Raw genomic sequence first — 12,279 nt, forward strand, 5'->3', positions numbered from 1 at the left:
GTCCTAGGGTGAGCCCCGTGGGGCGACTGGTCGTGATCGAAGGTCTGGACGGTGCCGGCAAGCGCACCCTCGCGGACGGGCTCACCGCTGAGCTGCAGCGCGGGGGCGCGCGGGTCGGCAGCCTGGCGTTCCCGCGTTACGGCCGCAGCATCCACGCGGACCTGGTGCGCGAGGCTCTGCACCGCGGCCACGGCGACCTCGCCGACTCCGTCTACGGCATGGCCCTGCTCTACGCCCTCGACCGCAGCGGCGCGGCAGACGAGATCCGTGCGCTGCTGGCGGACAACGACGTCGTGCTGCTCGACCGCTACGTGGCGTCCAACGCCGCGTACGCCGCCGCGCGCCTGCGCGAGAACGCCGACGGCGACGTCGTGCGCTGGGTGTGGGGCATCGAGGTCGACCGCTTCGCGCTCCCGCGGCCCGACGCGCACCTGCTGCTGCGAGTGTCCCCGGAGGTCGCCGCCGAACGCGCCGTCCGCCGGGCCGCCGCGGACAGCGAGCGCGCTCGGGACGCGTTCGAATCCGACGACGCCCTGCAGCAGCGCTGCGCCGCCGTGTACGACGAGCTGGCCGCGGCCGGCTGGCTCGCGCCGTGGCACGTGCTCGACGGCGTGGCCGGTGTCGACTTGCCGATGCTGGCCAAGTCGCTGCTGTCCTGAGCGGTCAGCGTTCGTCGAAGCGCGCGGGTTCGAAGCGCGCGGGTTCGAATCGTGCCGGGTCGAAGCGTGCTGGGTCGAAGAGGGCGATCGGGTGCGTTGTGCTCCCGTCGACGATCAGATCGGCCACGATCTCCCCGACCACGGGCACGAACTTGAAGCCGTGCCCCGAAAACCCGCACGCCACGACCACACGCGGGTGCGCCGGGTGCCGCGCGATCACGAAGTCCTCGTCGGGCGTGTTCGTGTAAAGGCAGGTCGCGGCGCGGCGGAACGCGCCCAGCGCCGGCAACCGCGAGCTGACGAGATCGGTGACGGCGCCCACCTCGTCGTCGTGCACGCGGCGGTCGATCGTGTCGGCGGTGCACGGCGTGCCGGCGAGGTGCGAAGCCACCTTCACGCCCTGCGGTGAGTGGGCGGGAAAGCCGTAGAACTGTTCGCCCTGCTCGGTTTCCCACAGGTACACCGGGTGCCGGTCGGCCGCGAACGCCGCCGCGTCCGCCGGTTCGAACCAGTACTGCACCTGCCGCTGTACCTCGAAGTCCACGCCGAGGTCGGCGAGCAGCGACGGCGCCCACGCACCGGGGCACAGCACCAGCCGCGAAGCCGTGTAGTAGCTCGACGCCGTCCCCACGCGCACGCCGGACTCCGACGTGCTCCACGTGAATACCTGCTCCTCGTGGTGCAGCTCGGCGCCGTGGCGCGCGGCGAGCTGCAGGTGCGCGGCGACGCTGCCCTCCGGCGACACGAACCCGGCGCCCGGCTCGTAAAGCGCCACCTCGTCGTCGCGCGGGGCCATCGTGGGGAAACGGCGGCGGATCTCCGGCGCGTCGAGCAGCTCGTGCGGGATGTCGAACTTCTCGGCCGAGAGCACACTGCCGGTGATCGTGCGCGAGTCCGGCGGCCCGGCCATCAGCCCGCCGCAGCGCGTGAACAGGTGCCGGCCGGTGTCGCGTTCGACCTCGTCCCACAGCTCGTGCGCGCGCAGCAGCAACGGCACGTAGTCGGGGCCTTCGAGGTAGGCCTGGCGCGTGATGCGCGAACCGCCGTGGCTGGAGCCGAGGTTGTGCACGGGCGCGAACTGGTCGATGCCGAGCACCCGTTGCCCACGCTGCGCGAGCCGGTACGCCGCTGCGCTGCCCATGCCGCCGAGGCCGATCACGATCACGTCGTAGTGCGTCAAGCGGTTCTCCTCGTCCGTTCCGCCGAATCGGCCACCACCGCGGACACTCGTTCGCCGAAGTATTCGATCTCCACCGGTGTACCAGGTTTCGCGCATTCGACGGGAAGCCACGCGTACGCGAGGTTCTCCCCGACGGTGTGGCCGCGCGCCGCGCTCGTCACGTAGCCCGCCGGGTGGCCCTCGAAGTACACGGGTTCCTTGCCCCGCACCAGATCGCCGGTGACCAGGGATGTCAGCTCGCGCCCGACGGTGGCGGCCGATCGCCCGAGCAACGCGTCGCGGCCGAGAAAGTAGCCCTTGTCCATCCGCACGGCGAACCCGAGCCCGGCCTCGTACGGATCGTGCTCCGCGGTGAAGTCGACGCCCCACGTGCGTCGGCCGTCTTCCAGCCGCAGGCTCGTGAGAGCCTCGTGCCCGGCCGCGACGATCCCGTGCGGTCGCCCGGCTTCCCACAGGGTGTCCCAGAGCAGCCGGCCGAGGTCCGCGCTGGTGTGCAGCTCCCAGCCGGGTTCGTGGGGCAGGCGCAGCGCGAGCACCGGCACGTTGCCGACGTGCGTGTCGAAGGCACCTTCGTCTACTGTGGACAGTGCTGGGAGAACCTGCGGCACGAGCGGTCCCCGCAGGCCGAGGCAGCAGGTGCCGCCGGTGGTTTCGTGGATCTGCACCGTGCCGTCGCCGGGCAGGTGGCGGCGCAGCCAGTCGACGTCGAGTGCGCTGTTCGCCCCGACGTGGAACCGGTCGGAGCCCAGGCGTGCCACCGTGAGATCACTGCGGACACCACCGTCTTCGCCGAGCAGCAACGTGTACGTGACCGCGCTCGGAGCATGGCCGAGCTGGTTGGTGGTCATCGTCTGCAGGAACGGCAGCGCACCCGGTCCGGTGACCTCCAGCCGGGTCGCCGGGGTCAGGTCGAACACCGCCACCCGCTCGCGCGCGACGATCGCCTCGGCACCCGCTGTCCGCGCTTCGGCTGACGGCACGCGGGAGAGCTCAGGCAGGGTTTCGTTGGCGGAGAACCAAATCGGGCGCTCCCAACCGCCGGTTTCCGCGAAGCACGCACCCAAGGCGACGTGCCGCTCGTAGAACGGCGAAGTGCGCAACGGCCGCCGCGGCTCGTCGTGCCGCGTGCCCGCGAACGTCCGGATCGCGCGTTCCCGAACGTGGTCCGGCGCGAGTTGCACCCGCTCGAACCGGGCGAGATCGCTCGTGTGCAGGTCGAGCCGGGGCTGCCCGTCGACGAGCCAGCGCGCCACCTCACGCGCGACGCCGGCGGTATGCGAGAAGGCCACGGCCTCGGCGATCCAGAAACCGTCGAGCTCCGGGTGCTCGCCGACCAGCGGCCTGCCGTCCGGGGTGGCCGCGACCAGGCTGGTCACGCCGTGTTCGACTTTGGCGTCGCCCAGCGCGGGCAGCAGGCGCGCGGCCTGGGCCCAGGGCTGCTCGAAGTCGGCCCGGGCAAACGGCTCGGCCGTGCGGGGCGCGGCGTGGCCGATGCCGAGGCGGTCGACGTGCTCGCGCACGGTCAGCCCGCCGTGGCGCAGGACCGGCTTGCCCGCCTCGGTGAAGTCATCGTTGTCACCGGCGAGCGAGGGCAGCGCAGTGGTGCGCGCGTAGTGCTGCGCCACGGGCACGAGCGGCACGGTGAGGTCCACGAGTCGTCCGATCTCCGGCGCGCCCACGCCCGCGCACGAGACCACCACGTCGGCGCGGAAGCGATCGGTCCCGGTGACCACGCCGGTCACTCGCCCGGCATTGCGTTCGACGGCCGTAACTCGTTGTCCCGTCAGGAAACGCGCCCCGCGTCCGGTCGCCCGGCGGGCCTGCGCCTCGGCTGCGCGCCGGGGTTTCGCCAGACCGTCGCCCGGGGTGTGGAGCCCGCCGAGCACCTTCGCCGCGTCGAGAAGCGGGTGCAGTTCGGCGCACTCGGCCGGCGAGCGCAGGTAGCTGCGCACGCTCCACGAGGTGGCCCAGCCGTGGCGCCGCTTGAGCTCGGCGAGCCGCTCCGGCGTGGTCGCGAGCTCCAGGCCGCCGACGGGCTGGAAGCACCAGCCGCCGTCGAGCGTGAGCGCGCTGTACTTGGCCACGGTGTACTGGGCGAACCGCGTCAGCGTGCGGTCGGGATCGGTCTGGAACACCAGGCCCGGCGCGTCGGCGCTCGCCGGTCGGCCCTGGTCCAGCACCGTGACGTCGGTCCAGCCGCGTTCGGTGAGCTCGTCGGCCAGTGCGCAGCCGAGCAGCCCGGCCCCGATGACGACCACTCGCGGTCGGGCTGCCATCGCGGTACCTCCTGGCCGGGGTTCACCGGGCACGCCGAACGACCCGCCGGGCACGGGCCAGGTTGCGGATGGGGGTGTGTGTTCCGTCTTCTGCAACAAAGTGCGGGATCGCGGGGGTACGTGTCAAGACTGCGCGCGGAAGGGGTTTTTCGCTTGCGCCCAGGCAGGTGAAGCCCGTAACGCGAACGTCGGCAGAGGCGATCCGACGCCGGGGGAGTATCAGCCGGCGTAGTAGCCCAGTTGTGCCGAAAGTTCTTTCGCCGCCTCGGTCATCGGCCGCACGATCTGCTTGATCCGCTGCTTCGACAGCCGGTACGACGGCCCCGAGGCGCTCATCGCCGCCACGACCTCGCCGCCCGGGCCGTGGATCGGCACCGCGACCGCGTGCATGCCGAGCTCCAGCTCCTCGAAGCAGGCCGCGTAGCCGTCCTCGGCCACGCGCTCGACCTCCGACTCGAGCTCGTCGGGGTCCACGGTCGTGCGCGGCGTGTACTGCTCGAGCCCGTGGCCGAGCACGCGCTTGCGGTCGGCCTCGGTCATCGCGGCCAGCAGCACCTTGCCGCTGGAGGTCGCGTGCAGCGGCGTGCGCTGCCCGGTCCAGTTCTGCGTGGTGATGGCGGCCGCGCCGCGGGCCTGGCTGATGTTGATGGCCACGCCGTCGTCGGCGATCGCGATGTTCACGGTCTCGCCCAGCTCCTCGGCCAGGGCCTGGCAGGTCTGGCGGCCGAGTTTCGCGAGGTCCATGCGGCCGGTGGCCGCGCCGGCGAGGCGGACGATGCCGAAGCCGATCGCGTATTTCCCGCGCTCGCCCAGCTGCTCGACAAGCCCGTGCTGTTCCAGGACACTCAGCAGCCGGGACGCCGTCGACTTGTGGACCCCGAGCTCACCGGCGATCTCCGTGATCCCCGACTCCCCGTTGCGGGCGAGCAGTTCCAGCACGTAAATCGCGCGGTCGACCGACTGAACTTGGCTTCCCGTTGCGTTGCCCGAGTCCTGGTTCCGCATAGCGCAACACTAACGGCTGGGCGGCGATCTGTTCGGCTGAGCGGGCGAATCCCTTGACGACGGGGGCACCCGGGCCGCACTGTTGCGCACAGTGCACATTGACGCGTCATGCGCAACATTCACGAACCGCTCCCGGTTCCCGTGACCCGTTTCCCGGAGGCTGCCCGATGATCCGTGCCTGCGCCGTCGCCGACCTGCCCGAGGGTGAGTCCCTCCGCATCGACGGCCCGACCCCGATTGCCGTCTTCCACACCGCCACCGGCTTCTACGCCATCGGCGACACCTGCACCCACCAGGACGCCTCGCTCGCCGACGGCTGGCTCGAAGGCTGCTTCGTGGAGTGCCCGCTGCACGCGGCCCAGTTCGACCTGCGCACCGGCTCGCCGACGTGCCTGCCGGCGAAGGACCCCGTCCGCACCTACGCCGTGGTGGTCACCGACGGCGTGGTGTTCGTCGACGCGCCGGTGCCGGCGGTCGTCGGCGAGGGCAGCGCCCAGTTCAACGCCTAGCTCTTCCCACCCGAGGCCCGTGGGGGTTCCCGAGCGCGTGCCCGGGAGCCTTCACGGGCCGTCCAACACCTGCTCCGGAGCGCCCGGATGGAGCAATCCGGGCTCGCGATCTTGATCTTTCTGGTGGTCAAACGCGCGGGTCGTGCTCGACGGCGGCGCAAGTAGTGCGAACATGTGCTCATGAAGGCACGTGTCTTGGTGGTCGACGACGACCCTGCGCTGGCGGAGATGCTCACCATCGTGCTCCGTGGTGAGGGGTTCGACACCGCGGTGGTCGCGGACGGTTCGCGTGCGCTGCCGGCGCTGCGCGAGCTCAAACCGGACCTGGTCCTGCTGGACCTGATGCTGCCCGGCATGAACGGGATCGACGTCTGCAAAGCGATCCGCGCCGAGTCCGGCGTGCCGATCGTGATGCTGACCGCCAAGAGCGACACCGTCGACATAGTGCTGGGCCTGGAGTCCGGCGCCGACGACTACGTCGTCAAGCCGTTCAAGCCGAAGGAGCTCGTCGCCCGCGTGCGCGCCCGCCTGCGCCGCACCGAGGCCGAGCCCGCCGAGTCGCTGACCATCGGCGACCTGGCGATCGACGTGCCGGGCCACGAGGTCACCCGCGAGGGCAAGGCCATCCCGCTCACGCCGCTGGAGTTCGACCTGCTCGTGGCGCTCGCCCGCAAGCCGCGCCAGGTCTTCACCCGCGAAGTGCTGCTGGAGCAGGTGTGGGGCTACCGCCACGCGGCGGACACGCGGCTGGTCAACGTGCACGTCCAGCGTCTGCGGTCGAAGGTCGAGAAGGACCCGGAGCACCCCGAGGTGGTGTTGACGGTGCGCGGCGTCGGTTACAAGGCCGGCCCGCCGTGATGAGGCGATGACCGCTTCCGCGGCAGCCGGCCCACCCGCCGGGACGAAGAGTCACCCGAAGGTGGGACGGCTGACCGCTTTCGCCCGAGCCACGATGCGCTTCATGCGGCGCCTCGTGGTCTTGGCGCGCCGCCGGGTGGTGGCGTTCAACGAGCTGTGGCGCCACTCGCTGCAGTTCCGCGTGACGATCTCGACGCTCGCGCTGTCGGCCGCCGTGGTTTTCGTGCTGGGCATGGTGCTGCAGAACCAGATCACCGAGCGCCTGCTCGACACGAAGCGCAGGGCCGCCGTCGAGCAGACGCAGGCACTGGCCGACACCGCGGCGCGTGAGCTGGTGGGCGTCGGAGGCGAGTCGCCCGACGCATTGCACACGCGGCTCGAGAACGCGTTGAAAAAGATCTCCACGACGTCGGCGTCGCCCGCGGGGTCCACGGCGGGCACGTTCGAGCCGGTGCTCGCGAGCGTCGGGCTCGACCAGTCGGACGCCGACCCGGTGTTCGTGGGTCCGTTCACGTCGGTGCCGGCGGGGCTGCGCCAGTTCGTGGAGGGCGGCAGCCTCGCGCGCGTCGAGCACACCGTCTCCGAGAACAACGCGAACACCACGTACCTCATCGTGGGCACGCCGCTGAGCTCGGTGGCGAGCCCGGTGCAGCTGTACTTGCTGTTCCCGCTGACCAGCGAGCAGAACACCGTGTCGACCGTGCAGAACACGTTGCTCGTGGGCGGGCTCGTGCTGCTGCTGTTGCTGGCCGGCATCACGAACCTGGTGGTCCGGCAGGTGGTGCGGCCCGTCCGCCAGGCCGCCGCGGCGGCCGAGCAGTTCGCGGGCGGTGACCTGGAGCAGCGCCTCGCCGTGGTCGGGGAAGACGACCTGGCGAAGCTCGCCGTGTCGTACAACGGCATGGCCGCGAGCATCCAGCGCCAGATCCGCCAGCTCGAGGAGTTCGGCGGGCTGCAGCGCCGGTTCACCTCCGACGTCTCGCACGAGCTGCGCACCCCGCTCACCACCGTCCGCATGGCCGCCGACGTGCTGCACGCGTCTCGCGAGCAGTTCCCCGCCGGCCTCGCGCGGTCCACGGAGCTGCTGGTCGACGAGCTCGACCGCTTCGAGGCTCTGCTCGGCGACCTGCTGGAGATCAGCCGGCTCGACGCCGGTGTCGAAGAGCTGTCGGCCGAGTACATCGACGTGCGGCCCATCGCCACGCGCGCGGTCGAGCAGGTGCGCGTGATCGCCGGGACCGCGGGCAGCTCGGTCGAGCTGATCCTGCCCGAGGAGGACGCCTCCGCCGAGGTCGACGCCCGGCGCGTGGAGCGGATCCTGCGCAACCTGCTGGGCAACGCCGTCGACCACAGCGAGGGCAAACCGGTGCAGCTCACCGTCGCCGTGAACGAGACGGCGGTGGCCATCACCGTGCGCGACCACGGCGTGGGCCTGCGCTCGGGCGAAGCCGACCTGGTGTTCAACCGGTTCTGGCGCGCCGACCCGTCGCGCAACCGGCGCACCGGCGGCACCGGCCTGGGCCTGGCGATCAGCCAGGAGGACGCGCGGCTGCACGGCGGCGTCCTCGACGCGTGGGGCGAGCTGGGCCAGGGCGCCTGCTTCCGGCTCTTGCTGCCCCGGCACCAGAACGTGCCGATCGAGGAGAACCCGCTGCGCCTGCCGCCACCCGACGCCACGTCGGAGATCACGCTGTCGCCGTCGTCGGTGCTCGAGGTGCAGCCCGCGCCCGACGCGATCCTCGCCGACCGCGACGCCGAGCGGAACTCCGACCGCGAGGAGGTCGGCAGGTGAGACGCGTTCTCGCCGCGCTGGCGTGTCTGCTGCTGCTCGCCGGCTGCGCCAACGTGCCGCTGGAGTCGCAGCCGCTGGTCGTGTCCGTGGACTCGACGCCGCCGGTGGCCAACGACGCTCCCGAGCCGGCGCACGGCCTCGCCGCGCTCGACATCGTGCGGGAGTTCATCCGGAACAACGGCGACCCGCGCTCCAACAACGCGGCCGCGCGCGCGTACCTCGACGACCAGCAGCGCAGCACGTGGAAACCCGGCCGTGCGATCACGATCATAGACAACACGTTCAGCACCGTCTACGAAACGCCGCCCCCGTCACCGTCCACGTCGACGCCGCCGGACCCGAACGTGCGCAACGTGGGGCTGCGCGGGTTCACTCTCGGCACGCTGAGCGCCGACAGCGCGTTCATCCCCGGCTCCGGCCCGGCCGAGCAGACGATCCAGGTGCGCAAGCAGGCGAACGGGGAGTGGCGGATCTCCAGCGCGCCGCCCACGCTTTTCGTGACTGACGACGACTTCGAGGCGAACTACAACCGCGTCGCCGTGAGCTTCTACTCGCCCGACTCCGGTGCCTTTGTGCCCGACCTGCGTTACGTGCCCGCGAAACCGCAGTCGGGCCTGCCCGGGCGGGTGATGGACCTGATCCTGCAGGGGCCGTCGGCCGGGCTGGCCGGGGCCGTGAAGAACCTGCTGGGCGACCAGGTCGCGCTCGACACCAACGTCAAGAACAGCGACGACGGCTCACTGCTCGTGCAGCTCTCGGGGCTCACCGGGGCGAGCCCGGAGACGAGAACGCTGATCGCGGCGCAGATCATGCTGTCGATGCAGGCGGTCACGTCCACGCGCGTCCGGCTGCTCGCCGACGGACAGCCGCTCGTGCGCGGCCACGAGTACTGGCGCAGCAGCGACGTGCCTTCCTACAGTGCCGCCTCGTCGCCGAGCGCCGACCTGCTGGGCCTGATGACGGTCGACGGGCGCATCCGCTCGCTCGGCGACGGCGCGCCGGTGGCGGGGCCGGCCGGCAACGGCGGGTACGCCGTGGTCAGCGCCGCGCAGTCGATCGACGGCAAGCGGCTCGCGGTGGTGGAGCGCAGCGGCGACCGCGTGCAGCTGCGCGTCGGCGACCTCGGCCGCGACCTGCCGCTGGTGGACCTCTCCGGCGGTTCGCTGAGCCGTCCGACGTGGCGGCCCGCGCCGAGCGGGGCCGGTCCGTCGGGTGAGGTGTGGACGGTGGTGGACCACTCGATCGTCGCCCGCATGGTCCTCGACCCGACCGGCCACTGGCTGCGCCAGAGCGTGAACGCCAACGACCTGCTCGCGCTCGGCACCGACATCGACGCGTTGCGCCTGTCGCGCGACGGCGCCCGCGTGGCGGCGATCGTCAACGGCCAGCTCGTGGTCGCGGCGGTCGTGCGCGACGGCGACACGGTGACGCTGCGGGAGCCGCGCGTGCTCCAGCCCGGTGACCTGTCGGACGTCGTGGACCTCGACTGGGGTTCGACGGCGGACACGCTGGTGGTCGTCACGTCGGCGAGTTCCCAGCCCGTGCAGCGCGTTTCCGTGGACGGGCGCCGGATGGACGCGTTCAACGGCTCGAACCTGACCGCGCCGGTCACGGCGGTCACGGCGGCGCCCAACCGGCCCATCGTGGTGGCCGACCCGGGCGGGCTGTGGAACGCCACCGAACTGGGTGAGGTCTGGCGGCCCCAGGCGCACTCCATGCTCAACGCGACGCCGTTCTACCCGGGCTGACGAGGGTTTTCCGCTCGTTTTCGACCGGCGGGGCTCGAGGGCGCCGAAACTGTCGGTGCCCGGGTGCACACTGCGAGTCATGGTTCTCGATCTGCTCGTTCCCGCCCGTTGCGCCGGCTGTGGTGCCCGGGGTGTCCCGTGCTGCGCGGAGTGTTCGCGGGTGTGGGGGTCACTCACGGAGGTGGTCCGCGCGCCGCTGACCGGCCTCGCGCCCGCGTACGCGCTGGCCCGCTACCAGGGCGTCGCCAAGCGCGTCCTGATCGCCTACAAGGAGCGCGGGCGCCGTGATGTCGCGCCGGCACTCGGCCGGGTGCTCGCGTCCGCGCTGGCCGCCTTGCCGCGCGCCGATGCTCTCCGCGCCGGCCCGCACTGGGAGGGACACTCACTCGGTGGACCTTCGTTCGATGAACCGACGTTCGTCGGGTCTTCGGCCACCGGTCTCCGCCTCGAAAAGCCCGTCGTCTCCAGGGATTCCACCGTCCCCAGGAACTGCGCAGCCGCCGGGGATTCCGCGCGCGCCGGGCCGTGGTGCCTCGTCCCGGCACCGAGTCGTCGCTCGGCTTCACGCCTCCGTGGTGGCCCGCACGTGCAGCGTCTCGCCGAGGCCGCTGCGCGCTGTCTCGCCCAGACGGGCGCCGAGGCCTTCGTCGCTCCCGCTCTCGCGCTGAAGGGCGCCCGTGACGCAGTGGGTCTAAGCCGGGCGGAGCGCGTCGCCAACCTGGCCGGGCGGTTGCGGTTCGTGCCCGCGGGCCGGCCACCGCCGGGTAGCCGGGTCGTGGTGCTCGACGACGTGGTCACCACGGGTGCCACGGCGGCCGCGTGCGTGCGAGTACTCGCCGACGCCGGGGTCGCCGTGTCGGCTGTGGTCGCGTTGCTCGCCGCAGGGTGAGCAGACGTCACCTACACGAGTGATGTCAACAGGGAACGCGACGCAACGGCCGCCCGTTGTCGGGACATGAGGGTCTGGCTCGGAATCACGCGTCCGGCCGAACACCCCACCGGGGTGGCGGCTGTGGCGCGGCGGGCCGTGACTCTCGGCTTCCGGGCTCCCGCACCGTTGCGCCGTACGCGTGAAAATGCATCGCTCGCGTTCGACCGTCAGGGGCGGGATTTCGGGCTGCGCACGGGCGTTTCGCTGCGCGCCGTAACGGGTTCCCGAATCGTGACATCCCCCGGCCCGGGGGCTGTTGCGAGCGGCGTGATGAAGCTAACGTGCTCCGCTATCAGCAATCCCCGCAGGCAGGGAGGTGTGCAGCCCATGTCCCTGGCGCCGGAGGCGCGCTGAGTCCGCGCTCGAGCATCCGCCACGAGACGTCGTGACCGGCCATCGAGTTCTTCTCAGCCCGCCAGATCCGGGCTCCGTCCCCGCACTACCGGCGCCGTGTGAACACACAACAGCTCGCAGTCATCTCAGCGAGGGAGGTCGTGTATGGACATCGTCGTAAAGGGCCGCAACGTGGAGGTGCCCGACCACTACCGGGCACTCGTCAGCGAAAAGCTGGCCCGTCTTGAGCGCTACGACAAGAAGGTCATCCGGTACGACGTGGAGTTGTTCCACGAGCCGAACCGCCGGCAGGCGAAGAGCTGCCAGCGCGTCGAGATCACCGGAAAGGGCCGCGGTCCGGCCGTGCGCGCCGAAGCGTGCGCCGCGGACTTCTACGCAGCGCTCGACTCCGCCGTCACGAAGCTGGAGAACCGGCTGAGGCGGACACACGACCGGAGGCGCGTGCACTACGGACGCAGCCGCCCGGAGTCGGTCGCCGAGGCGACCTCGATGGCGATGGCCGGCGGATCGCCGGACGCCGTCGCCCGTCCCACCGCGAGCACGGCGGTGCTGGAGGCACCCGCCGCGGACACGGCCGAACCGATCTCCGATGGTTTCGCGGCCGTCAGCTCCGGTGAGATCACCCTGCCCCAGCAGAAACGCTGGGAAGACGACGATCTGGGCTACCAGCCCGGCCGCGTCGTCCGCGAGAAGAAGCACAACGCGGACCCCATGTCGGTGGACCAGGCTCTCTACGAGATGGAGCTGGTCGGTCACGACTTCTACCTGTTCAACGACTCCGAGTCCGGGCGGCCGAGCGTCGTGTACCGGCGGAAGGGTTTCGATTACGGCGTGATCCGGCTCGGCGGCTGAGCCCGCCAAGCCGGCGCGGCCGGAGGGGGAGCCGGCCGGTGCCACGGGTGGCCCGCACGCGAGCGCGTGCGGGCCACCCGCGTGCCGGGAGTAGGGTGCGAAGGGGCCTCTCGTG

Annotated in this window: 10 protein-coding genes; 7 read left to right on the forward strand and 3 right to left on the reverse strand. The window is 71.6% G+C overall.

From position 1 onward, the window contains the following. Nucleotides 1-8 precede the first annotated feature (8 nt). Nucleotides 9-659: a dTMP kinase gene (locus ABZU76_RS03275; protein WP_220244040.1), complete on the forward strand. Its 651-nt coding sequence runs from the start codon at nt 9-11 to the stop codon at nt 657-659. 4 nt (nt 660-663) lie between these two features. Here the strand turns inward: ABZU76_RS03275 and solA are convergent, their stop codons facing one another. The 3 genes from solA to ABZU76_RS03290 all read right to left on the reverse strand — a co-directional run bounded on the left by solA (nt 664) and on the right by ABZU76_RS03290 (nt 5,120). Beyond that, complete coding sequence (solA, locus tag ABZU76_RS03280; protein WP_354864536.1) at nt 664-1,839, reverse strand: N-methyl-L-tryptophan oxidase; 1,176 nt, start codon at nt 1,837-1,839, stop codon at nt 664-666. Next, a complete protein-coding gene (locus tag ABZU76_RS03285; protein ID WP_354864538.1) occupies nt 1,836-4,115 on the reverse strand; it encodes an FAD-dependent oxidoreductase in 2,280 nt (759 codons plus the stop codon). Before ABZU76_RS03285 ends, solA begins: the two co-directional genes overlap by 4 nt. A 219-nt stretch (nt 4,116-4,334) precedes the next feature. Further along, nucleotides 4,335-5,120 (reverse strand): IclR family transcriptional regulator, encoded by a 786-nt coding sequence (locus ABZU76_RS03290; protein WP_354864540.1) that lies wholly within the window; start codon nt 5,118-5,120, stop codon nt 4,335-4,337. Between the two features lie 167 nt (nt 5,121-5,287). Here ABZU76_RS03290 and ABZU76_RS03295 point away from each other — a divergent pair, with 167 nt between their 5' ends. From ABZU76_RS03295 to raiA, 6 genes are all read left to right on the forward strand, one after another. Then, nucleotides 5,288-5,629, forward strand: coding sequence for a bifunctional 3-phenylpropionate/cinnamic acid dioxygenase ferredoxin subunit (locus tag ABZU76_RS03295; protein WP_354864542.1), 342 nt, complete (start codon nt 5,288-5,290; stop codon nt 5,627-5,629). A 180-nt stretch (nt 5,630-5,809) separates the two neighbouring features. After that, entirely contained in the window at nt 5,810-6,487 is a 678-nt protein-coding gene (gene mtrA / locus ABZU76_RS03300) for an MtrAB system response regulator MtrA (RefSeq protein ID WP_139099890.1), read from the forward strand. A gap of 94 nt (nt 6,488-6,581) precedes the next feature. Beyond that, nucleotides 6,582-8,279 carry an MtrAB system histidine kinase MtrB gene (mtrB, locus tag ABZU76_RS03305; protein ID WP_354864768.1) on the forward strand — a complete coding sequence of 566 codons (1,698 nt, stop codon included), beginning with the start codon at nt 6,582-6,584 and terminating at the stop codon, nt 8,277-8,279. Beyond that, on the forward strand, nt 8,276-10,027 hold the full coding sequence (locus ABZU76_RS03310; RefSeq protein ID WP_354864545.1) for an LpqB family beta-propeller domain-containing protein: 1,752 nt from the start codon (nt 8,276-8,278) through the stop codon (nt 10,025-10,027). Before mtrB ends, ABZU76_RS03310 begins: the two co-directional genes overlap by 4 nt. A gap of 160 nt (nt 10,028-10,187) precedes the next feature. Then, on the forward strand, nt 10,188-10,916 hold the full coding sequence (locus tag ABZU76_RS03315; RefSeq protein WP_354864547.1) for a ComF family protein: 729 nt from the start codon (nt 10,188-10,190) through the stop codon (nt 10,914-10,916). Between the two features lie 540 nt (nt 10,917-11,456). After that, nucleotides 11,457-12,164: a ribosome-associated translation inhibitor RaiA gene (raiA, locus tag ABZU76_RS03320; RefSeq protein ID WP_354864549.1), complete on the forward strand. Its 708-nt coding sequence runs from the start codon at nt 11,457-11,459 to the stop codon at nt 12,162-12,164. Nucleotides 12,165-12,279: the final 115 nt, after the last annotated feature.

This window comes from Amycolatopsis sp. NPDC005232 (assembly GCF_040607795.1).
Taxonomy (GTDB): Bacteria; Actinomycetota; Actinomycetes; order Mycobacteriales; family Pseudonocardiaceae; genus Amycolatopsis.